Source organism: Streptomyces sp. NPDC006458 (assembly GCF_040612135.1).
Lineage (GTDB): Bacteria > Actinomycetota > Actinomycetes > Streptomycetales > Streptomycetaceae > Streptomyces.
The window spans coordinates 1-24,109 of sequence record NZ_JBEXPR010000057.1 but is presented as its reverse complement, the minus strand read 5'-3'; the positions used below and the strand labels follow the sequence as shown (position 1 = coordinate 24,109).

20 protein-coding genes are annotated in these 24,109 nt (G+C 71.0%); 11 read left to right on the top strand and 9 right to left on the bottom strand.

The window, feature by feature from the left end; all coding sequences use genetic code 11:
- Nucleotides 1–134: 134 nt before the first annotated feature.
- Both radA and disA read left to right on the top strand, forming a co-directional pair.
- A complete protein-coding gene (gene radA, locus ABZZ79_RS38460) occupies nt 135–1,544 on the top strand; it encodes a DNA repair protein RadA (RefSeq protein WP_356697137.1) in 1,410 nt (469 codons plus the stop codon).
- Between the two features lie 80 nt (nt 1,545–1,624).
- Nucleotides 1,625–2,749 (top strand): DNA integrity scanning diadenylate cyclase DisA, encoded by a 1,125-nt coding sequence (gene disA / locus ABZZ79_RS38455; protein ID WP_356697135.1) that lies wholly within the window; start codon nt 1,625–1,627, stop codon nt 2,747–2,749.
- Between the two features lie 254 nt (nt 2,750–3,003).
- Here the strand turns inward: disA and ABZZ79_RS38450 are convergent, their stop codons facing one another.
- On the bottom strand, nt 3,004–3,897 hold the full coding sequence (locus tag ABZZ79_RS38450; protein ID WP_356697133.1) for a hypothetical protein: 894 nt from the start codon (nt 3,895–3,897) through the stop codon (nt 3,004–3,006).
- A gap of 363 nt (nt 3,898–4,260) precedes the next feature.
- Here ABZZ79_RS38450 and ABZZ79_RS38445 point away from each other — a divergent pair, with 363 nt between their 5' ends.
- The 5 genes from ABZZ79_RS38445 to cseC all read left to right on the top strand — a co-directional run bounded on the left by ABZZ79_RS38445 (nt 4,261) and on the right by cseC (nt 9,257).
- Complete coding sequence (locus ABZZ79_RS38445) at nt 4,261–5,214, top strand: A/G-specific adenine glycosylase (RefSeq protein WP_356697131.1); 954 nt, start codon at nt 4,261–4,263, stop codon at nt 5,212–5,214.
- A 280-nt stretch (nt 5,215–5,494) separates the two neighbouring features.
- On the top strand, nt 5,495–6,034 hold the full coding sequence (locus ABZZ79_RS38440) for a SigE family RNA polymerase sigma factor (protein WP_356697129.1): 540 nt from the start codon (nt 5,495–5,497) through the stop codon (nt 6,032–6,034).
- Between the two features lie 116 nt (nt 6,035–6,150).
- A complete protein-coding gene (locus ABZZ79_RS38435; RefSeq protein ID WP_356697127.1) occupies nt 6,151–6,753 on the top strand; it encodes a hypothetical protein in 603 nt (200 codons plus the stop codon).
- A gap of 12 nt (nt 6,754–6,765) precedes the next feature.
- Nucleotides 6,766–7,467 (top strand): two-component system response regulator CseB, encoded by a 702-nt coding sequence (gene cseB / locus ABZZ79_RS38430; protein WP_356697125.1) that lies wholly within the window; start codon nt 6,766–6,768, stop codon nt 7,465–7,467.
- Between the two features lie 431 nt (nt 7,468–7,898).
- Nucleotides 7,899–9,257 (top strand): two-component system sensor histidine kinase CseC, encoded by a 1,359-nt coding sequence (gene cseC, locus ABZZ79_RS38425; RefSeq protein WP_356697141.1) that lies wholly within the window; start codon nt 7,899–7,901, stop codon nt 9,255–9,257.
- A gap of 522 nt (nt 9,258–9,779) precedes the next feature.
- On the opposite strand, the gene ABZZ79_RS38420 is transcribed toward cseC, so the two are convergent.
- Nucleotides 9,780–11,381 carry an MDR family MFS transporter gene (locus tag ABZZ79_RS38420; RefSeq protein WP_356697123.1) on the bottom strand — a complete coding sequence of 534 codons (1,602 nt, stop codon included), beginning with the start codon at nt 11,379–11,381 and terminating at the stop codon, nt 9,780–9,782.
- Nucleotides 11,382–11,514: 133 nt separating this feature from the next.
- Here ABZZ79_RS38420 and ABZZ79_RS38415 point away from each other — a divergent pair, with 133 nt between their 5' ends.
- Nucleotides 11,515–12,102, top strand: a complete 588-nt coding sequence (locus tag ABZZ79_RS38415) for a TetR/AcrR family transcriptional regulator (protein WP_356697121.1) — start codon at nt 11,515–11,517, stop codon at nt 12,100–12,102.
- A gap of 14 nt (nt 12,103–12,116) precedes the next feature.
- On the opposite strand, the gene ABZZ79_RS38410 is transcribed toward ABZZ79_RS38415, so the two are convergent.
- Nucleotides 12,117–12,887, bottom strand: coding sequence for a M23 family metallopeptidase (locus ABZZ79_RS38410; RefSeq protein WP_356697119.1), 771 nt, complete (start codon nt 12,885–12,887; stop codon nt 12,117–12,119).
- Nucleotides 12,888–13,340: 453 nt separating this feature from the next.
- On the opposite strand from ABZZ79_RS38410, the gene ABZZ79_RS38405 reads away from it, so the two are divergent.
- A complete protein-coding gene (locus tag ABZZ79_RS38405) occupies nt 13,341–13,964 on the top strand; it encodes an HAD family acid phosphatase (RefSeq protein ID WP_356697117.1) in 624 nt (207 codons plus the stop codon).
- Between the two features lie 62 nt (nt 13,965–14,026).
- The gene (locus ABZZ79_RS38400) at nt 14,027–17,086 is read left to right on the top strand and encodes an NACHT domain-containing protein (protein ID WP_356697115.1); all 3,060 of its coding nucleotides are present in this window, start codon (nt 14,027–14,029) and stop codon (nt 17,084–17,086) included.
- A 60-nt stretch (nt 17,087–17,146) separates the two neighbouring features.
- On the opposite strand, the gene ABZZ79_RS38395 is transcribed toward ABZZ79_RS38400, so the two are convergent.
- On the bottom strand, nt 17,147–19,672 hold the full coding sequence (locus ABZZ79_RS38395; RefSeq protein ID WP_356697113.1) for an ATP-dependent Clp protease ATP-binding subunit: 2,526 nt from the start codon (nt 19,670–19,672) through the stop codon (nt 17,147–17,149).
- A gap of 430 nt (nt 19,673–20,102) precedes the next feature.
- Between ABZZ79_RS38395 and ABZZ79_RS38390 the strand changes: the two genes are divergently transcribed.
- Complete coding sequence (locus tag ABZZ79_RS38390; protein ID WP_356697111.1) at nt 20,103–20,852, top strand: SCO3374 family protein; 750 nt, start codon at nt 20,103–20,105, stop codon at nt 20,850–20,852.
- Nucleotides 20,853–20,859: 7 nt separating this feature from the next.
- Here the strand turns inward: ABZZ79_RS38390 and ABZZ79_RS38385 are convergent, their stop codons facing one another.
- The 5 genes from ABZZ79_RS38385 to ABZZ79_RS38365 all read right to left on the bottom strand — a co-directional run bounded on the left by ABZZ79_RS38385 (nt 20,860) and on the right by ABZZ79_RS38365 (nt 23,589).
- The gene (locus ABZZ79_RS38385; protein WP_356697109.1) at nt 20,860–21,198 is read right to left on the bottom strand and encodes an Lsr2 family protein; all 339 of its coding nucleotides are present in this window, start codon (nt 21,196–21,198) and stop codon (nt 20,860–20,862) included.
- Between the two features lie 306 nt (nt 21,199–21,504).
- Nucleotides 21,505–22,038 carry an amino-acid N-acetyltransferase gene (locus tag ABZZ79_RS38380; protein WP_356697107.1) on the bottom strand — a complete coding sequence of 178 codons (534 nt, stop codon included), beginning with the start codon at nt 22,036–22,038 and terminating at the stop codon, nt 21,505–21,507.
- Nucleotides 22,039–22,047: 9 nt separating this feature from the next.
- Nucleotides 22,048–22,515: a BlaI/MecI/CopY family transcriptional regulator gene (locus tag ABZZ79_RS38375; RefSeq protein WP_356697105.1), complete on the bottom strand. Its 468-nt coding sequence runs from the start codon at nt 22,513–22,515 to the stop codon at nt 22,048–22,050.
- Between the two features lie 161 nt (nt 22,516–22,676).
- Nucleotides 22,677–22,853, bottom strand: coding sequence for a hypothetical protein (locus ABZZ79_RS38370; protein WP_356697103.1), 177 nt, complete (start codon nt 22,851–22,853; stop codon nt 22,677–22,679).
- A gap of 88 nt (nt 22,854–22,941) precedes the next feature.
- Nucleotides 22,942–23,589 carry a hypothetical protein gene (locus ABZZ79_RS38365; RefSeq protein ID WP_356697139.1) on the bottom strand — a complete coding sequence of 216 codons (648 nt, stop codon included), beginning with the start codon at nt 23,587–23,589 and terminating at the stop codon, nt 22,942–22,944.
- Between the last annotated feature and the right edge of the window lie 520 nt (nt 23,590–24,109).

Sequence of the window (24,109 nt, the reverse complement as noted above, 5' to 3'; positions counted from 1 at the left end):
GGCGGACCGAGGACGGACACCCCCCGCCCCGGCCCCGCACCCCCACCCACACAACGCGCCACAACAACCCCCACCGAACACAAGCAGGCCGCCGCAGGCACCCCACTGTCAGTCCCGACCGCTACCGTTCCCCCATGGCTGCCCGTACGAAGACCGCCAAGGACCGACCCTCCTACCGCTGCACCGAATGCGGCTGGCAGACGGCGAAGTGGCTCGGCCGCTGCCCGGAGTGCCAGGCATGGGGCACGGTCGAGGAGTACGGCACACCCGCGGTCCGCACCACCACCCCCGGCCGCGTGACCACCTCCGCCCTGCCCATCGCCCAGGTCGACGGCCGCCAGGCCACCGCCCGCACCACCGGCGTGGCCGAACTCGACCGCGTACTCGGCGGCGGTCTCGTCCCCGGCGCGGTCGTCCTGCTCGCCGGCGAACCCGGCGTGGGCAAATCCACCCTCCTCCTCGACGTCGCCGCGAAGGCGGCCAGCGACGAGCACCGCACCCTGTACGTCACCGGCGAGGAGTCCGCGAGCCAGGTCCGGCTCAGAGCGGACCGCATCGGCGCGCTCGCCGACCACCTCTACCTCGCCGCCGAGACCGACCTCGCCGCCGTACTCGGCCACTTGGACGCCGTGAAGCCGTCCCTCCTCGTCCTGGACTCGGTGCAGACCGTCGCTTCCCCCGAGATCGAGGGCGCCCCCGGCGGCATGGCCCAGGTCCGCGAGGTCGCCGGCGCCCTCATCCGCGCCTCCAAGGAGCGCGGCATGTCCACCCTCCTGGTGGGCCACGTCACCAAGGACGGCACCATCGCGGGCCCGCGCCTGCTCGAACACCTCGTGGACGTCGTCCTGCACTTCGAGGGCGACCGCCACGCCCGCCTCCGCCTGGTGCGCGGCGTCAAGAACCGCTACGGCGCCACGGACGAGGTCGGCTGCTTCGAACTGCACGACGAGGGCATCACCGGCCTAGCCGACCCCAGCGGCCTGTTCCTGACCCGCCGCGCGGAACCCGTACCGGGCACGTGCCTGACCGTCACCCTGGAGGGCCGCCGTCCCCTGGTCGCGGAGGTCCAGGCCCTCACGGTCGACTCCCAGATCCCGTCCCCCCGCCGCACCACCTCCGGCCTGGAGACGTCCCGTGTGTCGATGATGCTCGCGGTCCTGGAACAGCGGGGCAGAATCAGCGCACTGGGCAAAAGGGACATCTACTCCGCGACGGTCGGCGGAGTGAAACTCTCCGAGCCCGCCGCGGACCTGGCCGTGGCCCTCGCCCTGGCCTCCGCTGCCAGCGACACCCCCCTGCCCAAGAATCTCGTGGCGATCGGTGAGGTGGGCCTCGCGGGCGAGGTCAGACGGGTCACAGGCGTGCAGCGCAGGCTCTCCGAGGCACACCGTCTGGGCTTCACGCACGCCCTCGTACCGGCCGACGCGGGCAAGATCCCACCCGGCATGAAGGTGCTGGAAGTCGCGGACATAGGGGACGCGCTCAGGGTTCTGCCGCGCTCGCGTCGCCGAGAGGCCCCCCGGGAGGCGGAGGAGCGCCGGTAGACTTTGCCCTGGTCTCGCCCGTCCGTACGAACCGCGTGCGCATACGGGGGCGCCCCAGAACCCGCGACCGGAGGAGTGCAGTGGCAGCCAACGACCGGGCAACAGCTCCCGGAAAGTCCGGTGGGAGTGCCGGTTCCGATGGTCTGATGCGCGCCTCCCTGAGCGCCGTGGCGCCGGGCACGGCGCTGCGCGACGGCCTGGAGCGGGTGCTCCGCGGCAACACCGGCGGCCTGATCGTGCTCGGCTCGGACAAGACCGTCGAGACCATGTGCACGGGCGGCTTCGTGCTGGACGTGGAGTTCAGCGCGACCAGGCTGCGTGAGCTGTGCAAGCTGGACGGCGGCATCGTGGTGTCCTCGGACCTGTCGAAGATCCTGCGGGCGGGCGTGCAGCTCGTGCCGGACCCCACGATCCCGACGGAGGAGACCGGCACCCGCCACCGTACGGCGGACCGCGTCTCGAAGCAGGTCGGCTTCCCGGTGGTGTCGGTCTCGCAGTCGATGCGTCTGATCGCGCTCTACGTGGACGGCCAGCGCCGGGTCCTGGAGGACTCGGCGGCGATCCTGTCGCGTGCCAACCAGGCCCTGGCGACGCTGGAGCGCTACAAGCTCCGCCTGGACGAGGTCGCGGGGACGCTGTCGGCGCTGGAGATCGAGGACCTGGTGACGGTCCGGGACGTCTCCGCCGTGGCGCAGCGCCTGGAGATGGTGCGCCGCATCGCCACCGAGATCGCGGAGTACGTCGTCGAACTGGGCACGGACGGACGGCTTCTGGCCCTCCAGCTCGACGAGCTGATCGCGGGCGTGGAGCCCGAGCGCGAACTGGTCGTACGGGACTACGTGCCCGAGCCGACGGCCAAGCGCTCCCGTACGGTCGACGAGGCACTGGCCGAGCTGGACGCCCTGAGCCACGCGGAGCTGCTCGAACTGTCCACCGTGGCAAGGGCGTTGGGCTACACGGGCTCTCCCGAGACGCTCGACTCGGCGGTCTCGCCGCGCGGTTTCCGGCTGCTGGCGAAGGTTCCGAGACTGCCCGGCGCGATCATCGACCGCCTGGTGGAGCACTTCGGCGGCCTGCAGAAGCTGCTCGCCGCGAGCGTGGACGACCTGCAGACGGTGGACGGAGTCGGCGAGGCCCGGGCCCGCAGCGTACGAGAGGGCCTGTCGCGCCTGGCGGAGTCGTCGATCCTGGAGCGGTACGTCTAAACCCAAACCCGGGCGACACACCCGACCACGGCCCGATCCCCACCCCCGAGCCGAGCCCGCCCACCGAGCGGCACCCGCCCACCAAGCAAGGCCCCCCCCCGAGCCGAGCCCCACCACCGAGCCGAGCCCCGGCGACCAAGCGAGGCCCGCCCACCAAGCGAAGTCCGCCCACCAAACCGCACCCGACCACCAGGCCAAGCCCGCCCACCGGGCCGGGCCAGGCCCGCCCACCGGTCGGCCGGCCGCAGCGGAAACTAGTCGGCCTTCAGTAGGAACGACGTCTGCGCCTTGGTGAACCCCGAGGACCGCGCCTCGACAAGATACGTCCCCGCCCCGGCCGCCCCCGCCGGAGGCGTCGCGCACTCGGCGGCACTCGGCTTGCGGTCCCACTCAACGGTGTAGGTGATGCTGCTGCCCGCGGGCACCCGGTACAGCCGGCTCGCGGCGCCATTCGGGCAGTCGGCCGAGGACCAGTACGGGTCGTCCTCGTTGGTCCGAGTGATCGTCAACACCGCGCCCTTGGGTCCGAGATCGACCTTGCAGTCGCTGCCGGAGGAGTTCTTCGCGGTGATCTGGAACGCGGGCGTCTGGTCGGGCGAGTAGGAGTTGTGCAGACTGCGCAGGGCCAACGTCACAGCGTTGGCAGTGCAGTTGGGAAGCGACGAGCTCGCGGGCAGAGCGCTGACGGAACCACCGCCGCTGTCGACGGCACCGCCCTCGGACCCCGATCCACCGGCGCCGGAACCGTCGTCCCCGCCCGAACTTGCCGCCCCGGAACCGTTGGCGCCGTCGGAGGAGCCACCCCCGGAACCGGACCCCGTGTCATCACCGGAGCCGGAACCGGAGCCGGAACCGGACCCGGACCCGGACCCGGAGTCGGACCCGTCGGAGCCCCCGTCGCCCGACTCGTCGCGCCCGCCCGGGGCTTGACTGATCGCCGGCCCGGAACCGGAGGGTCCCGGAGTGATCGTGGAAGGGGCGGGATTCTTGCCGTTGCTGCCCTGGGCGCCGTTCCTGCCGCCGCCACCCGAGGTGACGATCCAGGTGACCAGCAGCGCCAACAGGGCGACCACGGACACCAGAACGACCCTCCGTCGCCAGTAGATGGAGGAGGGAAGCGGCCCGATCGGATTGCGCAGAGATCCCACGGCGCAAACTGTACGAGAGATCGGCGCCCCCGCCTGCTCCACCCGCCGTTGAGAGCATCAACTTTTCCGGATCATCATCCCGGACCCCCACCGCGGGTTCACCATCGCGCGTCTTGCACCTCTGGCCACGGCTCCACGGCCACGCCGTACCGCAAGCTCGGACACCGAACGACACCGACGGCACCGGCCGCACGTCGAACCCCGAAACGGACCCCACCGGCCGCACCGACCGCACCCCGAAACCGACCCCACCGACCCCACCGGCCGCACCGACCGCACCCCGAAACCGACCCCACCGACCGCACCACCCCGGGTGGCGCTCCCCCCGACCCCCCGCCACCGCATGGCAGGATCGGAAGTGCCATGACTGCGCCCACGAAGCCCCCGCACAGCACGCTCCCGCCCACGGAGACGGCCGAGACCGCGGAATCCGTCTCCTCCCGGGGAGCGGATCTGCACGCACCGGTCATCGACTGGTTCGACGAGAACGCCCGTGACCTGCCCTGGCGGCGCCCTGAAGCCGGGGCGTGGGGCGTGATGGTCAGCGAGTTCATGCTCCAGCAGACGCCGGTCAATCGGGTCCTGCCGGTCTACGAGCAGTGGCTGGCCCGCTGGCCGCGCCCCGCCGACCTCGCCCGCGAGGCCCCCGGCGAGGCGGTACGTGCCTGGGGCCGGCTCGGCTATCCGCGCCGCGCGCTGCGGCTGCACGGGGCCGCGGCCGCCATAAAGGAGCGGCACGGCGGTGACGTGCCCAACGACCACGCCCAGTTGCTCGCGCTGCCCGGCATCGGCGAGTACACGGCGGCCGCGGTGGCGTCGTTCGCGTACGGGCGGCGGCACGCGGTGCTGGACACGAACGTACGGCGGGTGTTCGCACGCGCGATGACGGGCGTGCGGTATCCGCCGAACGCCACCACGGCCGCCGAACGCAGGCTGGCCCGGGCACTGCTGCCGGAGGACGAGACGACGGCCGCGCGCTGGGCGGCGGCCTCGATGGAGCTGGGCGCGCTGGTGTGCACGGCCAGGAACGAGACGTGCCATCGCTGCCCGATCGCGGCGCAGTGCGCCTGGCGGCTCGCGGGCAAGCCGGAGCACGACGGCCCGCCGCGCCGGGGCCAGACGTACGCGGGCACCGACCGTCAGGTCCGCGGCAAGCTGCTCGCCGTACTGCGCGAGGCGAGCACGCCGGTGGCGCAGGCCGCGCTGGACGCCGTCTGGCACGAGCCGATCCAGCGCGCCCGCGCCCTGGACGGACTGGTCTCCGACGGTCTGGTCGAACCGCTGCCGGGCGGCCTGTACCGCCTGCCGTCGAGCTGACCCCGGCACGACACCGCCGCAGACACCGCCACAGACCCTGGCACGACACACCGTCACGGACCCTGCAAGAAGCAGCCGTGACGAACAACGGCACCCCGCCCACCCTCCAAATCCCCCCAAACAAAGGCAATTGAGCGGACCTCTTTACCCCGTTCGTACTTCTGTTACACAACCGACGGACAGCCGCGCGCTGTCCGCAGGCTGCTTCGGACAGCCCCGTGACAACCCCTCCGTAGCTTCATGGGCAGACCAGAGACGGGGAAGCGGGAGGCGGTTGATCATGGCGCAGGGCGAGGTGCTCGAGTTCGAGGAGTACGTCCGCACCCGGCAGGACGCGCTGCTGCGCAGTGCCCGCCGGCTGGTGCCGGACCCCGTCGACGCACAGGACCTGCTCCAGACCGCCCTGGCCCGTACGTACGGCCGTTGGGAGGGCATCGCAGACAAGCGGCTGGCGGACGCCTATCTGCGCCGGGTGATGATCAACACCCGGACCGAGTGGTGGCGCGCGCGCAAGCTGGAGGAGGTCCCGACCGAGCAGCTGCCCGAGGCCTGCGTGGACGACTCCACCGAGCAGCACGCCGACCGCGCCCTGCTGATGGACGTCCTGAAGGTGCTCGCCCCGAAGCAGCGCAGCGTGGTCGTGCTGCGACACTGGGAGCAGATGTCCACGGAGGAGACGGCCGCCGCTCTCGGCATGTCGGCCGGAACCGTCAAGAGCACGCTGCACCGGGCCCTCGCACGGCTCCGCGAGGAGCTGGAGTCCCGCGATCTCGACGCACGCGCGCTGGAGCGTGAGGAGCGGGAGCGTTGCGCGGCCTGACCGGCGCGGGGTCCAGACAGGGCCGGTACCCGGCGGAGCCCACCTGGGGTTCCGTGGAAACCGCACGACGAGGGAACTCTCCGGAGCCCCCGCGAAGGCGGGACTCGTGGCAGGCGGTGAGCACGGCGGCGGCCGGGTTCGCCGCCCTCGCCCTTGTGGTCTCCGCGTGCTCCACCGGCGGCACCGGCACCCGGGACGAGGGCCCGGCCCACGCCGACGGCGTGGCCGGCGCGGCGGCGTCCCCCTCCGCCCCGGCGGCGGCCGCCCGGCGGGTGAACGCCGTACGGCTGGTGCAGGAGGACCCGCTGGTCTCGGGCGCGGTCAAACAGGGCCTGCGCCCGTGCGTCGGCGACAAGTACCCGGTCGACGTCTCCTACGGCGAGCTGACCGGCGGCCCGGTCGACGACGTCGTGATCAACGTGCTGACCTGTGGTGACACCGTCGGCGTCGGCTCGTACGTGTACCGCCGCGAGGGTGGCCGCTACGAGAACGTCTTCCGGGTCGAGGAACCCCCGGTCTACGCCGAGATCGACCGCGGCGACCTGCTGGTGACCAAGCAGGTCTACGACGAGGGCGACCCGGTGACGGACCCGTCCGGCGAGGACGTGATCACCTACGGCTGGGCGACGGACCGTTTCGTCGCGAGGCACCACTGGCACAACGACTACGGCACGACCGCCGGGGGCGAGGAGCCCGCCCCGGCGCCCGAGAGCGACTGACGGAGCATCCGGATGGCAGACCAGACCCACGTCCTGTTCGTGGAGGACGACGACGTCATCCGCGAGGCCACCCAGCTCGCCCTGGAGCGGGACGGCTTCGCGGTCACCGCCATGCCCGACGGTCTGTCCGGGCTGGAGGCGTTCCGTGCGCACCGCCCGGACATCGCCCTGCTGGACGTGATGGTGCCGGGCCTGGACGGGGTCAGCCTGTGCCGCCGTATCCGCGACGAGTCGACCGTGCCGGTGATCATGCTGTCCGCGCGGGCCGACTCCATCGACGTGGTGCTGGGCCTGGAGGCGGGCGCCGACGACTACGTCACCAAGCCGTTCGACGGGGCCGTGCTGGTCGCCCGCATCCGCGCGGTGCTGCGCCGCTTCGGGCACGCGAGCGGCGGCACGCGGACCGAGGGGGCCGGGGCCGCGGGGGACGGGGTGCTGACCTTCGGCGACCTGGAGATCGACACCGAGGGCATGGAGGTGCGCCGGGCCGGGCAGCCGGTCGCGCTCACCCCGACCGAGATGCGGCTGCTGCTGGAGTTCTCCTCCGCGCCGGGGACCGTGCTGTCCCGCGACAAGCTGCTGGAGCGCGTGTGGGACTACGGCTGGGGCGGTGACACGCGGGTCGTCGACGTCCATGTGCAGCGTCTGCGGACGAAGATCGGCCAGGACCGCATCGAGACCGTGCGTGGCTTCGGCTACAAGCTCAAGGCGTGAGCGGGCGGGGGCGGGGCGCGGCCGTGCGCGGGGACACCGGGGGACCGTACCCCCGACGCGTGAACACATGGACATGGACATGGCTCGGACGCCGGCGCCGGCAGCGCGACGCGGACGACCGGCCGACCGGGCTCACCCCCAGGACCGGATACGACGACCGCTACACCGGCCCGACCCGCCCGAACAACGACAACGACCGCTACACCAGCCCCACCCGCCCGAACAACGACAACGACCGCTACACCAGCCCCACCCGCCGGAGCGGCGACGACCCCCGCACCGCGCTCGCCCACCCGTTCCCCCACCGCACCAGCGGCAGCCCCCACAGCCGACACCCGCACCACCACACCCCCGGCCCGCGCTCGCGCCGCCTCGGCAGACTCACCGGCCCACTGCTCCGCACCCGCCTCGGGCAGCGGCTCGACGACCACCTGCGCCGCACGCGTATCGGCAGGCGCCTCGGCCGGCGTCTCGCCGACGGTCTGCGCACCGGACTGCGCTGGAAGCTCAGCGCGGCCATCGCCCTGGTCGGCGCGCTCGTCGCCGTCGCGCTCAGCCTCGTCGTGCACAACGCCGCACGGGTGTCGATGCTGGACAACGCCCGTGACCTGGCCGACGAGCGGGTGCAGATCGCGCAGCGCAACTACGAGCTGAACGGCCGCCCCAACTTCCCCAACATCGTCGTCGACGACCCCGACCTGCCCGCCGAGCTGCGGGAGAAGGTGGAGCGCGGGCGACGGGCGACCTATGTGTGCGACAGCCACGACGGGCCGCCGGAGATCTGGGCGGCCGTGCCGGTGACGGACGGGCGGGTGCTGTCCCTGCACAGCGGTTTCCCCGACCGCAGCGCTGACATCCTCAAGGACCTCGACAAGGCCCTGGTCATCGGGTCGATCGCGGCCGTCCTGGGCGGCAGCGCGCTCGGTGTGCTGATCGGCGCGCAGCTGTCGAGCCGGCTGCGCCAGGCGGCCGCCGCCGCGAACCGGGTCGCCAAGGGCGAGACCGAGGTCCGGGTGCGCGAGGAGATCGGCGGAGTCGTCCGGGACGAGACCGACGATCTGGCGCGGGCGGTGGACGCGATGGCGGACGCGCTGCGCCAGCGTCTGGAAGCGGAGCGCCGGGTCACCGCCGACATCGCGCACGAGCTGCGCACCCCGGTCACGGGCCTGCTGACCGCGGCCGAACTGCTGCCGCCGGGCCGCCCGACCGAGCTGGTGCTGGACCGGGCCAAGGCGATGCGCACGCTGGTGGAGGACGTGCTGGAGGTGGCCCGGCTGGACGGGGCCTCGGAGCGGGCGGAGCTCCAGGACATCATGCTGGGCGAGTTCGTCGCCCGGCGTGTGGCGGCCAAGGACCCGGACGCCGAGGTGCTGGTGGTGCACGAGTCGGAGGTCACCACCGACCCGCGCCGCCTGGAGCGGGTGCTGTTCAATCTGCTGGCCAACGCCGCCCGGCACGGCCGCCCGCCCATCGAGGTCACCGTCGAGGGCCGGGTGATCCGGGTGCGCGACCACGGCCCCGGCTTCCCCGAGGACCTGCTCGCCGAGGGCCCGAGCCGCTTCCGCACCGGCAGCAAGGACCGCGCCGGACAGGGCCATGGCCTGGGTCTGACCATCGCGGCCGGTCAGGCACGGGTGCTGGGCGCCCGGCTGACCTTCCGCAACGTACGGCCGCCGGGCGCGCCGGACCATGTGCCGGCCGACGGGGCGGTCGCCGTGCTGTGGCTGCCGGAACACGCGCCCACGAACACGGGCAGCTACCCGATGCTCCCGGCCCCGAAGCGGCCCTGACCCCGCGACAGCCCCGGGTTCCGCGACGGCTCCCGGCTCACCGACTCAGCAGGCCCAGTCCGGGTCCAGGTCCAGGTCAAGCTCGGGATCGGCCCAGTCCCGGTCCATCGCGTCCTTGGCCGGCCGCAGCTGTCGCAGCGGTCGCAGTTGCCGCAGCCTGTGCATGCGGGCCTCCCCTCCGTCGTCGTGCCGCCTGACTCCCGTGAACCGATGGTGACACGGGGGTCTGACAACGGCCCCGACCCGCGGCGGCCCCTCCACGGCACGGGTCCCGTCAACGCCGCAGGCCCCCGGGGCGAACACCCGGGGACCTGCGGAAACACGCGAATCGAAGCCGAGGAGACGCCGGACCGAATCCTAGAAACGTCGGACCCGAGGCCGTAGAAGCGCCGGACCGAGGCCGTAGAGGCGCGGGACCGAAGCCTAGAAACGTCAGATCGAAGCCGTAGAGGCGCCGGACCGAAGCCGTGGACGTCTCGGACCGGGGCCGTGCAGGGACCGGGGCCCGCAGCGTGCGACGGGTCAGACGGCCTCGCCGACGGGCGCCTTCGGCTCGGCGCCCTCGGTCTTCTGCGGTCCCGCTCCCTTCAGCGGCACCTCCTTGACGAACACCGACGCCACCAGCGCGATCACGGCCACGGCCGAGCCGAGCAGGAAGGCCCCGTGGGTGCCGGAGGAGACGGCGTGCTGGTAGGCCTCGCGGGCCGCGTCCGGCAGCTTGGCCAGGCTGGCCGCGTCGAGCTGCGCGGACTGCTCGGTCATCTTGGAGCCCAGCGCGCCGGCCCGCTCGGCCATGACGTCCTGGACGCGGTGGTTGAACAGCGCGCCCATGATCGCCACACCGAACGAGGAGCCGAGCGTGCGGAACAGCGTGGTGGAGGAGGAGGCGACGCCCATGTCCTTCAGCTCGACGCTGTTCTGCGCGACCAGCATGGTGATCTGCATCAGGAAGCCCATGCCCGCGCCGAGCACGGCCATGTACAGCCCGGAGGTCAGCCGCGAGGTCTCGGTGTCCATCAAAGACAGCAGGTACAGGCCGGTGACCATCAGGGCGCTGCCCGCGATGGGGAAGACCTTGTAGCGGCCGGTGCTGGTGGTGACCCGGCCCGCGATCATCGACACGACGAGCATCGCGCCGAGCATCGGCAGGAGCAGCAGACCCGAGTTGGTCGCGGAGGCGCCCTGCACCGACTGCTGGTAGAGCGGCAGGAAGAGCACCGCGCCGAACATCACGAAGCCGGTCAGGAAGCCGATGACGGACATCAGGGTGAAGTTGCCGCTGCGGAAGATGTGCAGCGGCACGATGGGCTCCGCGGCCCGCTTCTCCCAGAACAGGAACCCGACCAGCGAGGTCACGCCGATGCCGGTCAGCTCCATGATCCGCGCGGAGGTCCAGGCGTACTCCGTCCCGCCCCAAGTGGTGACCAGGACGATGGAGGTGATGCCGACGGTGAGCAGTGCGGCGCCGATGTAGTCGATGCGGGCCTTGGCGGCCTTCCTCGGCAGGTGCAGCACGGTGCCCACGGCGGCCAGCGCGACCACGCCGAGCGGCAGGTTGATGTAGAAGGCCCAGCGCCAGCCCCAGTGGTCGGTGATGGTGCCGCCGACGAGGGGGCCGCCGATCATCGCCAGCGCCATGACACCGGCGATCAGACCCTGGTACTTGCCGCGCTCGCGCGGGGGCACCAGGTCACCGATGATCGCCATCACACCGACCATCAGACCGCCGGCGCCCAGGCCCTGGAGCGCGCGGAAGCCGATGAGCTGGCCCATGTCCTGGGCCATGCCGCTGAGCGCGGAGCCCACCAGGAAGATCACGATGGAGGCCAGGAACGAGCCCTTGCGGCCGTACATGTCGCCGAGCTTGCCCCAGATCGGGGTCGCCGCGGCGGTGGCCAGGGTGTACGAGGTCACGACCCAGGACAGGTGCTCCAGGCCGCCCAGTTCGCCGACGATCGTGGGCATCGCGGTGCCGACGATCATGTTGTCCAGCATCGCGAGCATCATCGCGATCATCAGCGCGAGTATGACGACCCGTACGTTCTGCGGCTTGCCGGAGTTCTCCGGGTTCACCGAGCCCTCGTCGTCTCGTCTGTTCTTCTCGGGTGTCGCGGTGTCCGCCATCGTCTCCCCCAGCCCGGGTACTTACTTGTCGACCGGCTAGTTGCCTACACTGCAGGAAGCTAGCCCGCTAACTAGCCGGGCGTCAAGTAAGTTCAGTCGACCCGATTTCCGCGGGAGCGCGAGGAGTACGAGGATGGGCGTCACGATGGACGGCACCAAGCAGCAGCGCCGGGGCAACACCCGCCAGCGCATCCAGGACGTGGCCCTCGAACTCTTCGCCGAGCAGGGGTACGAGAAGACCTCCCTGCGCGAGATCGCCGAGCGCCTGGCGGTCACCAAGGCCGCGCTGTACTACCACTTCAAGACGAAGGAAGAAATCCTCGTCAGCATCTTCGAGGACCTCACGCAGCCGATCGAGGACCTCATCGAGTGGGGCAGCCGGCAGCCGCACACCCTGGAGACCAAGCACGAGATCGTCCGGCGCTACAGCGACACCCTGGCGGGCGCGGCACCGCTGTTCCGCTTCATGCAGGAGAACCAGGCGACCGTCCGGGACCTGCAGATCGGCGACAGTTTCAAGGACCGGATGCGCCGGCTGCGCGACATCATCGTCGACCCCAGCGCTCCCCTGGTCGACCAGATCCGTTCCGTCAGCGCGATCCTCACGCTGCACGCCGGGATGTTCTTCCTCCAGGACCTCGAAGGCGACCCCGAGGACAAGCGCGAGGCCGTTCTCGAAGTCGCCATGGACCTGGTGACCCAGGCACACTCGGGCGCCTGAGCCGGTCAGAGGTCTCAGACCTTCAGACCCTTGCCGCGCAGGAACGCGACGGGGTCGACGGCCGTGCCGTAGTTGGCGGTCGTGCGGATCTCGAAGTGCAGGTGCGGGCCGCTGGAGTTGCCGGTGTTGCCGGACAGGGCGATGCGCTGGCCGGTGCCCACGACCTGGCCGATCCTCACCTCGACGCGGGACAGGTGCGCGTACTGCGAGTAGGTGCCGTTGGCGTGCTTGATGACGACGGCGTTGCCGTACGCGGGACCGTCACCGGCGCCGTTGCCGCCGGCCTTGACCACGGTGCCGCCGTGCGCGGCGACGACCACGGTGCCGCTCGGGACGGCGAAGTCCTGGCCGCTGTGGGTGGACTGCCACATGCCACCGGCCTGCGCGAAGCTCGCGGACTTGGTGTAGTGCTTCACCGGCGAGACCCAGCCGAAAGCCTTCTTGGCGGCGGCCTTCTGAGCCGCGGCCTTCTTGGCGGCCGCCTTCTGCGCGGCGGCCTTCTTGGCTGCCGCCGCCTTGGCAGCGGCGGCCTTCTGCGCGGCGGCGGCCTTGGCCTGGAGGGCGGCGGCCTTCTCGACGGCCTGGGCCTGGGCGGCGGCCTGCGCCTGGACGGCGGCCTGCGCCTGGACGGCGGTCGCGGCGGTGGCGGTGGCGGCCGCGGAGGTGTCCACGGCGGCCGCGACCCCGGCTCCCAGCACGGCCGACGCTCCCAGGCCGGCGGCCAGGACAGCGGCACGGGTGCGGAGGGACGTACGGAAGAAGCGGGACGTGACGCGCTGGGACATGAGGAACCTCGTGGGGTGGGGGACATGAGCGACCACCCGGCGCACAACTGCGTCCGGATGGCCATCCCTTGGTACCCGGATCGCCCATCAAGCCTCAAACGTGTGATCTACGACGAAAGCTAGTACAGGTCACCCAAAGCCCTGAACCCTTGACAGAGCCCCCATTCGGGACGAATTACCCAAGAAGCCACGATCAGGGGCGTGGAGTGCGGACACATGACACGCAATCCACCCTCCAAGATCGCCACTATTCCGCCTAGTAACGGACAAATCGCCTGTGCGGCATGTCACCGGCGCCCCCACCCCTCTGACCTGCGGATGTGACGGGGGCTACGCAATTTACTACCGCCCGGTAACCTGTTGGCTCCCTCGACGCCACCCGATCCAGCGAGCATGCTCATGACACGTTGGATGTGTACGGGACGCCGTACACGCGTGAGAGGACCCCCACAGATGACCGGACGACGCCTCTGGACGCGTAGCGCTGCCGCGACCGCCGTGACCGCGACCGCCCTGGTGGCCCTGGCCGCACCCGCCCAGGCCGCCACGGCCACCGGCACGACCACGACGACCGCCGCCGCGGCCGTCGACTACGCCACCTGGCAGAAGGACTGCCAGGCCGTGATGGACCAGGCGCTGCCCGACCTCAAGCAGCGCATCGCCCACCCCGCGCCGGGCGAGAAACAGGCGATCGTCCTCGACATCGACAACACGGCCCTGGAGACCGACTTCGGCTTCAGCTACCCGCAGCCGGCCAACCGCCCCGTCCTGGAGGTCGCGCGGTACGCCCAGGAGCACGGCGTCGACCTGTTCTTCGTCACCGCCCGCCCCGGCATCATCCACGCGCCGACCGAGTGGAACCTGGAGTACCGCGGCTGCGAGGTCAGCGGCCTGCACGTCCGCGGCTTCTTCGACCTGTTCAAGAACGTCGCCGACTACAAGACCGCCCAGCGCGTCTCGATCGAGAACAGGGGCTACACGATCATCGCGAACATCGGCAACAGCGCCACCGACCTCTCGGGCGGCCACGCCGAGAGGACCTACAAGCTGCCGGACTACAACGGCCGGCTCTCCTGACCCCACTCCCACAACTGCGGGTAGCCTCACCCCTGTTGACGCGAGCACGGGGGTGAGGCGGGATGGACCCGGCGGTACTGGGCGGCAGGCTCGCCTCTTCGATGATCGCCCCGCTGGTGAAAAAGCTGTTCCGCTCCGAAGGGCCCGGCGCGGGTCTGGTCGACAAACCGGTCAGCCTGTCCGCACTGGTCTCCTTCCGCGGGGAGAAGCGCGCCCTGGAGGAACGGGACGTCCGCAGGCTCGCCGCGCAGCTCGTCGCCCAGGCCGTCGACTCCCCCGGCGAGGCACCCTTCCCCGCCGACGAGCGGCACGCCGTCACCCACGCCCTCGCCCACCGCCTGATCGCCCTCGGCGACCTGGACATGGACGACGTACAGGCCGTACGCCTCGGCCATCGCGAGCTGGCCGCGCGGTTGCGGGACGCGGCCCCGGCCGACGGGCTGTCGGCCGACGCCGGCCACTTCCTCGACTCGGCGACCCAGTGGGCCTGTCTGCACATCCTGGAGTTCTTCACCCGCCGGTCCACCTTCGTGGCGCGCACGCTGGTGGAGCAGACCCGGACCCAGGCGGACCTGATCGCCAAGGTCGACGCCCTGCTGGCCCGCACACCCCGCCCCTCGGCCTCCGACACGGCCTTCGAACGCCGCTATCTGCCCTACGTCGCCGACCACCACAACCACATCACCATCTACGGCCTCGACCTGCGCGACTCCCCCGACCGCTGGCCCCTGGAGGTGGCGTACCTCAGCCTGGAGGCGACCGCCTCGGACGAGACCGCCCGCTTCGTCTCACCCGACGAGCCCGCCGCGCCGGTGCCCGTGCACCTCCCCGCCGAACAGGCCCTGCGCGACCACGACCGCGTCCTGCTGCGCGGCGACGCTGGCTCCGGAAAGACCACGCTGGTGCAGTGGCTGGCGGTGACGGCGGCGCGCGGCACGGGCCAGATCCCCTACGTCCTGCCGCTGCGCACCCTGATCCGCCGCCCGGCGCTCCCCGCCCCCGCCGACTTCCTCACGGCCGTGGGCTGCCCGCTGTCCCCGCCGCAGGGCTGGGCCGAACGCGTGCTGTCCGCCGGCCGGGCGCTGGTCCTGGTCGACGGCCTGGACGAGATCCCCGCCCCCGACCGCCATCGCGCCCGCGCCTGGCTGCTCGACCTGCTCGGCGCGTTCCCCGGCAACCGCTGGCTGCTCACCTCGCGCCCCACGGCCGTACGCCCCGACTGGCTGGCCTCGGAGGGCTTTCGCGAACTGCTGCTGGCCCCCATGCGGGGCTCGGAGGTCGCGACCTTCGTGCACCGCTGGCACCAGGCGGCCGCGGCCCCCGAGTACGAGAACCCGCTGCTGGACTCCCTGCACACCAAGCGCGATCTGGCCCGCCTCGCCACGAACCCGCTGATGTGCGGCCTGATCTGCGCCCTGCACCGCGAGCGGCGCGGCTACCTGCCTACCGGCCGCAAGGAGCTGTACGACGCCGCCCTCGCCATGCTGCTCACCCGCCGCGACCGGGAGCGGGGCATGAGCTCGGTGGACGCGCTCGACCTGGGCGAGGAGGCACAGCTGGAGCTGGTGCAGCGGCTGGCGTACGCGCTGGTGCTGAGCGGGCGGACGGAGATGGACGTGGAGACGGCGGAGGGCATCGTGGAGCGGTGTCTGCCGTCGATCGCGGTCCCGGGCTCGCCGGACGTGCGCTCGGTGCTGTCCCAGCTCCTGCTGCGCAGCGGCCTGCTGCGGCGGCCCGCCGACGGCGTCCTGGACTTCGTCCACCGCACCTTCCAGGACTATCTCGGCGCCCGCTACGCGGTGGAGGAGGGCCATCTCGACGTCCTGCTGAGCCACGCGGACGACGCGCAGTGGGAGGACGTCATCCGCATGGCCGTGGCCCACGCCCGTCCTCGCGAGCGGGCCTCTCTCCTACGCCGGCTCCTGGCCCCGGACACTCCCCGGCTGACCCTGCTGGCCCTGGCGTGCCTGGAACACGCGCCCGCGCTGGATCCGGGGGTGCGGCGGGATGTGGAGCTGCGGGCGGGGGCGCTGATCCCGCCGAGCACGAAGGACGACGCCAGGGCCCTCGCCGAGGCCGGCCCCCTGGTACTGGAGCTGCTGCCGGGGCCGGACGGGCTGACGCCGGAGGCGGCACACGGGGTGACCGTCACCGCCTCGCTGCTGGCCTCGGACGAGCCGGAGGCGGCGCTGGCGGTGCTGCGGCGCTTCAGGGAGCATCCGTCGCTGGATGTGCGGCGGCAGCTGGTGGGGACGTGGTACCGGTTCGACACCCGGCAGTATGCCGCCGATGTACTGGACCATCTGGAGCGCACCGACCTGTTCATCACCTGCGACTCGGCCGAGCAGCACGCGGCTCTTGCGGGAATGCGCCCCTGGGAGGGGCTGTCCCTGCACGGCCCGGACGCCATCGACGAGGTGATCGCCGCACTTCCCGTGCCGGAGGCGGTGACCCAGATCGTCCTCTCCCACGTCCCCGGGCTGGCCGATCTCGATGTTCTGCTGCCCTTCCGCTCCCTCGGCCACTTGTGGATCACAGCCTGCCCTGCCGTCACCGGCCTGGAGCGGCTGTCCGAGCTTCCCTTGCTCGGGATCTCACTCGACCCCGTGGCCGACCTGTCCGGGCTGCGATCCCTGCGTTCGCTCAACCGGCTCTCCCTGTCGGCCGAGCTGCCGGGCACCGATCTGAGGCACGCTCTGCCGGTCGAAGCGCCTCTGGAGTTCCTGTTCCTCGGCCGCGACAGCACGGACGGCACCGGTCTGCGCGGGCTGTCGGCCTGGTCCGGATTGAAGACGCTCAGTCTCGGCCCGCTCACCACGGCCCTGACGGCCGCCGACTGGCGCGAGGTCACCGATCTGCCGGGAATGACGGACCTCTACCTGAACGCGGAGATCATCCGCAGCTTCCCGCACTCCGTCGACGCCATGCCCGAGCTGCCGCGCGTGAAGGTACTGCGCGTGCCGAACATGCACGGCGTCGAGGATCTCTCCGCCCTCGTTCCCAGACTGCCGGGCCTGCGCCAAGTGGTCCTTACGAACAGACCGGGCTTTTCCGTCGACACCCGCTGCGAAGGGCTCTTCCCTGATGCCGAGCTGATCCTCGAAGAACGCCGAGGCGCATGAAGAAGGGGCCGACGCCCGAAGGCACCGGCCCCTTTCCTACCGCGGCTCAACCCCGAAGGGTCACGCGTCCTTGCTCAGGTTGGGTCCAGCCCCGCCCGCGGCCTGCTCGATCGGCGGGACGTCGGGGAGGGACGACTTCTCCTCACCCCGGAAGGTGAAGGTCTGGGTCTCGCCCTCGCCCTCCGTGTCGACGACCACGATGTGGCCGGGACGCAGCTCGCCGAAGAGGATCTTCTCCGACAGCGTGTCCTCGACCTCGCGCTGGATCGTGCGACGCAGCGGACGCGCGCCCAGCACCGGGTCGTAGCCCTTCCTGGACAGCAGCTCCTTGGCGGACTGGGAGAGCTCGATGCCCATGTCCCGGTCCTTCAGGCGCTCGTCCACCTTGCCGATCATCAGGTCGACGATCGCGAGGATGTCGTCCTGCGTCAGCTGCGGGAAGACGACCACGTCGTCGACACGGTTGAGGAACTCGGGCCGGAAGTGCTGCTTGAGCTCGTCCGAGACCTTGTTCTTCATGCGCTCGTAGTTGGTCTTCTTGTCGCCCGAGGCCGCGAAGCCCAGGTTGAAGCCCTTGGAGATGTCCCGGGTGCCGAGGTTGGTCGTCATGATGATGACCGTGTTCTTGAAGTCCACGACCCGGCCCTGGGAGTCGGTCAGGCGACCGTCCTCAAGGATCTGCAGCAGCGAGTTGAAGATGTCCGGGTGGGCCTTCTCGACCTCGTCGAAGAGGACGACGGAGAACGGCTTGCGGCGGACCTTCTCGGTCAGCTGGCCGCCCTCTTCGTAGCCCACGTAGCCGGGGGGCGAACCGAAGAGACGCGAGACCGTGTGCTTCTCGCTGAACTCCGACATGTCGAGGGAGATCAGGGCGTCCTCGTCGCCGAAGAGGAACTCGGCGAGCGCCTTGGACAGCTCGGTCTTACCGACACCGGACGGACCTGCGAAGATGAACGATCCACCCGGACGCTTCGGGTCCTTCAGACCGGCACGCGTACGGCGGATCGCCTTCGACAGCGCCTTGACGGCGTCGGTCTGGCCGATGACCCGCTTGTGCAGCTCCTCCTCCATGCGGAGCAGGCGGCTGGACTCCTCCTCGGTCAGCTTGAAGACCGGGATGCCGGTGGCCGTGGCGAGGACCTCGGCGATCAGCTCGCCGTCGACCTCGGCGACGACGTCCATGTCGCCGGCCTTCCACTCCTTCTCCCGCTTGGCCTTGGCGGCCAGGAGCTGCTTCTCCTTGTCACGCAGGGAGGCGGCCTTCTCGAAGTCCTGCGAGTCGATCGCGGACTCCTTGTCCCGGCGGACACCGGCGATCTTCTCGTCGAACTCGCGCAGGTCCGGCGGCGCGGTCATCCGGCGGATGCGCATCCGGGATCCGGCCTCGTCGATCAGGTCGATCGCCTTGTCCGGCAGGAAGCGGTCGGAGATGTACCGGTCGGCCAGGGTGGCGGCCTGGACGAGGGCCTCGTCCGTGATGGAGACGCGGTGGTGGGCCTCGTACCGGTCGCGCAGACCCTTGAGGATCTCGATGGTGTGCGGCAGGGACGGCTCGGCGACCTGGATGGGCTGGAAGCGGCGCTCAAGGGCCGCGTCCTTCTCCAGGTGCTTGCGGTACTCGTCCAGGGTGGTGGCGCCGATGGTCTGCAGCTCACCACGGGCCAGCATCGGCTTCAGGATCGAAGCGGCGTCGATGGCGCCCTCGGCGGCACCCGCACCGACCAGCGTGTGCAGCTCGTCGATGAACAGGATGATGTCGCCGCGGGTGCGGATCTCCTTGAGGACCTTCTTCAGGCGCTCCTCGAAGTCACCGCGGTAGCGGGAGCCGGCGACCAGGGCGCCGAGGTCCAGGGTGTAGAGGTGCTTGTCCTTGAGGGTCTCGGGCACCTCGCCCTTGACGATGGCCTGGGCGAGGCCCTCGACGACGGCGGTCTTGCCGACGCCGGGCTCACCGATCAGGACCGGGTTGTTCTTGGTACGGCGGGACAGCACCTGCATGACCCGCTCGATCTCCTTCTCGCGCCCGATGACCGGGTCGAGCTTGGACTCACGAGCGGCCTGGGTGAGGTTCCGGCCGAACTGGTCGAGGACCAGGGACGTCGAGGGGGTGCCCTCGGCAGGCCCGCCGGCGGTGGCGGTCTCCTTGCCCTGGTAACCGGAGAGCAGCTGGATGACCTGCTGCCGCACCCGGTTGAGATCTGCGCCCAGCTTGACCAGGACCTGGGCGGCGACGCCCTCGCCCTCACGGATCAGGCCGAGCAGGATGTGCTCCGTGCCGATGTAGTTGTGGCCCAGCTGAAGCGCCTCGCGGAGCGACAGCTCCAGGACCTTCTTGGCACGGGGGGTGAAGGGGATGTGCCCGGACGGGGCCTGCTGGCCCTGGCCGATGATCTCCTCCACCTGCTGGCGGACCGCCTCGAGCGAAATCCCGAGGCTCTCAAGGGCCTTGGCGGCGACACCCTCACCCTCGTGGATCAGGCCCAGGAGGATGTGCTCGGTGCCGATGTAGTTGTGGTTGAGCATCCGGGCTTCTTCCTGAGCCAGGACGACAACCCGCCGCGCGCGGTCGGTGAACCTCTCGAACATCGTTAATCGCTCCTCAGAGCGGTCAGGCAGTGGGGGGAACTTCCCCTCCCTGTCCTTCCGCAGCTTAGTCCCGCAAGCGGGGACCGCTCATTCCAACTGCCGACACCGTCCTTGGCCTCCTGACCCCGAACGCCGACATCTGCTCCAACCCGATGGTGCGAGACGATGTTCCCGCAGGCCAGGCAGATACCCCAGTCGCCACTACGCCGATGGCGAACGTGAGACGGCCTTTCCCGCGCGTCGCCCCCTCCCACTAGGGATGTCTTACCCCCAGGGACTGACACTCCATACCGTGTGGCCCCGGTCCCTCCGCTACGGGCGAACAACCTTGCGCGTCCCCGCACGCCCACCCGCCCCCTTTTCCGGCACTCTGCGCACACGTCGTAGCACCCAGCGTAACTCCGGCACCTTTTCACCGGTTGCACTTGTCATGGTTGGCGCCCACCCGCCCGTGACCCCGGTCCCTCCGGCCTCCCCGGCCCTGCCCTGCGCATCCCCGACGGTCCCTCTTCCCCGCCGGGGCCGCCGGGCGACCGGGGCGAATGCCCGGATCCGGCGCTGGTACGAGAACGAACTGGGATGGGCGACAGTGCCCGGAGACCCGGTGAGACTTCCGGTCGGTCTGCGCTTCGACGTGCTGGACGTCCCCGCGGCGGCGGGCCTCGCGGCGCTGCGGCATCTGCGGGCGGGCTCTCCGGTGGCCGTGTACGGGGACCGGATGTGGCTGCTGACGGCCGCGGGCAGCGCGGAGGAGTTGCCGGCCGTGCTGGCCTGGCTGGAATGGGGCGCGCTGGCGACGGACCTGGTGCCGATCGGCGCGGGCGCGACGATCCGGGCTCCGCGCCCGCCGAGGCCGGACGCGACCATGCCAGGGCCCGCCGACGAGCCGTTCACAAGCGACCGGAGAGTGGGAGGTCCGGCCGGTTCACCGGCCGCGGCCGGTCATCGGACGCCTGGGCCCACGACGGGGTCACCGGTCCGCACCGGCTCACTGCAGGGGGCCGCTTGGCTGCGGCCCCCCGTGCCGGGATACGAGGTCGAGGCCTCGCTGCCGACGCTGTCGGCCCTCGGGGGCGTGCGGGACGCCCCCGATCTCGTGAGGGTGGTGGACACGGTGGCGACGCAGTGCCACCGGATCCGGCTGCGGCGCAAGGGCGCGCAGCCACCGGTCATGCCGTAGGAGAGCTTCAGCCGTTGGCCTTCTCGTACGCCTCGCGAATGGACGCGGGAACGCGGCCGCGGTCGTTGACCTCGTAACCGTTCTCCTTGGCCCAGGCGCGGATCGCCGCGGTGTCCTGGCTGCCGCCGCCGGAAGCGGCGCGCGTCTTTCCGCGCCCGCCCGATGCACGGCCCCCGGTGCGCCGGCCGCCCTTGACGTAAGGGTCGAGAAGGCTGCGCAGCTTGTCCGCATTGGCAGTCGTGAGATCGATCTCGTACGTCTTGCCGTCCAACGCGAACGTCACGGTCTCGTCGGCCTCGCCGCCGTCGAGGTCGTCGACAAGAAGGACCTGAACCTTCTGTGCCACCGGATTTCCTTTCATCGATAACGTGAGGGCCGAGGGTCCGCGGCTCCGCCGTTTCGCCGCCCCCTCTTATATGCAGTACTGCACTACGTCGGAAAGCAAACCGCTTTTGCTGGAAAAACACAAACCCCCGGGAGAGGACCACAGGCCCGCCCCCGCCCGGGAAACGTGCGCGATTCGGACATAGGGGAACCCGGGAAGGGGGATCGTTCAGAATACCTCCGGCTTAGGCGACGGCATACCCCCTGGGATACCTGGGGATACCTCAGGCATACCTGGGGCATAGGCCGGGCATAGGGCCGGCGTCGATCACAGATGCAGAAGCATCCGGCTGTTGCCCAAGGTGTTCGGTTTCACTCGTTCGAGACCGAGGAACTCCGCTACGCCCTCGTCGTAAGAACGCAGCAGCTCCGCGTACACATCCGTGCCCACCGGCGTCTCACCGATCTCCACGAAGCCGTGCCTGCTGAAGAAGTCCACTTCGAAGGTCAGACAGAAAACACGTCGAACGCCGAGCCACCGAGCGGTCTCCAGCAACTTCTCCAGCACCTGGTGGCCGACGCCCGCCCCCTTCAGGCCGGGCCGGACCGCCAGGGTGCGGACTTCCGCGAGGTCTTCCCACATGACGTGCAGCGCGCCGCAACCGACGACCTCGGCGTTGTCGTCGCGTTCCGCGACCCAGAACTCCTGGATGTCCTCGTAAAGCGTCACGGTCGCTTTGTCGAGCAGGATGCCCTCACGGGCGTAGTCGTCAAGGAGTCGGCGCACGGCGGGGACATCGCTGGTCCGGGCCCGCCGGACGGTGATGGCTTTAGCGGTGACTTCGGGACTGGCTGCTGACATGAGCGGACGCTATCGCCCGGCGTCCTCCGGTGCCGAGCCGGGGTTGTCCCCGTCGGCCGCTTCGGAAGGACCGACCGGTCGCGCGGGTTCCGCGGGTTCCGCGGGTTGGGCGGATTCCGGGCCTTGGACGATCCGTACGGCGTCCGTGAGGGCCTGGCGCTGTTCGTCGCTCATCATCCCGAAGAAGGCGACGAGAGCGGCCGCGGCGTTGTCGCTCTGCGCCCAGGCGTCGTTCATCAGGGCGGCGGCGTAGGCGGCGCGGGTGGAGACCGCCTCATATCGATAGGCCCGGCCTTCCGCTTCGCGGCGCACCCAGCCCTTCTGATGGAGATTGTCCAAAACGGTCATCACCGTGGTGTAGGCGATCGACCGTTCCTGCTGAAGGTCTTCCAGGACTTCTCGAACGGTCACCGGGCGGTTCCACTTCCACACCCGCGTCATGACCGCGTCTTCGAGTTCTCCCAATGGGCGAGGCACAGTTCAGCACAATAGTGGGAGATCAGGCCGATGGCATGACAGACGTGCACCTTGACCGTCATACCGAGACAAAAAGGGCGTACGACTCTCCGGTCGGCCCCGCCGAGAACGGTGCCACGAGGAGTCGTACGCCAGGGTCGCCGCCCGTCCCTGAGGGGGACTCAGGCGTCGGCGCCCGCGGACGGCCGGGCGCTCTCCACGCGCTTGAGGGCGGCGTCGACGGCCGCGTCCTCCTTGGCCTTCTGTGCGCCGCCCTGGGTCCTCACGATCACCCGGATCACGCCGATGAAGAACACGGCCATGACAGCCGGGGGCAGGAGCGCGGAGACGTAGTCCATGCCCCCAGAGTAGCCACGCGCGCATGGGGGGCCGTGACCGGGTGCCGGCGGCTCCCCCGGGACACGCGCGCGTGCGACCCCCGTTTCCTCAGCCCGCGGCCAGGTGCCGCGGCGGATCGGCCGGAGGCTGCGGCGGCTTGCGCCGCGGGAAGACCTCACCGGGTGTGGGAATCGGCCGGCGGGCGGGGTCGGGCCCCGGCTTGGGCGCGGCCGGCTTCTCGGGGGCGGGCTTTGCGGGCTCCTCCCCCGGCCGGTCTGGTTCCTCTTCGGCGCCGAACGGATCGGAGAGCCCTCCTGGAAGCGCCAGGAGCCGCGTACGGGAGGAGGGGACGGCGGCTACGGCACTCGCGGTACGGGCGGCGGTACGGCGGGCCAGCCGGGCCCGTACGTCCTGCTCGGCGAGCGCCTGGCAGCGCTGCAGCAGGGCCGCGGCGACCGGGTTGCCTCTCAGCGCGCGCAGAGCGGCGAGATCATCGGGTTCGGGACGGTGGCCGGCCCCCAGCACCTCCTCCAGCAGCGTCAGATATCCGGCCGCCGTGCCGGGCAGGGCGGCCCGGTAGCGAGCGAGGTCGGCCACCAGGAACGCCCGCAGCCGGACCCCCTCCCGCATGGCCTCGTCTAGCGACTCCGCGAGGCGATGACAGTCCTGGACGTCCTGGGCCGGGGCGGGACCGGGGTGAAGGGCGAGGGCGAGAGCGCGACGGAGCACACGCAGCTCCTCCGCACCGAACGCCATGCCGCCGCGGGATCCGTATGGCGTGGGCATGAGCCGACAATACGCGCTAATCAGACAAACTCGGCGTATCCCACACGTGTCCTCACCCCAACCCACCCGCACGGGCCCCGCACGAGCCACCCGGGCGTGTCGCCTGGCCCGGCGGGTCGCGCTGAGGAGGGGCGGCGCGCAACTCGGCGCGAGGGGGCCGAGGGCGGCGCGCAACTCGGCGCGAGGAGATACCGCCGCGCAACTCGGCGTCAGCGAGGTGCCGCCGCGCCCACCCGTGCCGCCCCGAGCGGCACGCATGCCCGCAGCTGGGACGGGAGACGTCGGAAAGGCGCGTACGGCGGGGAGGGGACGGGGCGGGGGGTGTCCGCCCGCAGCGGACGGCGCGAGACGCCCTCAGCCCCCGTAAGAGACCAGAACGGCGGACCGAGGACGGACACCCCCCCCCCCCGCCCCCCCCCCCCCCCCCCCCCACCCCCCCCCAAAACCCCCCCCCCAACCAAACACGCCCCCCCCGGGCCCCACCCCACAA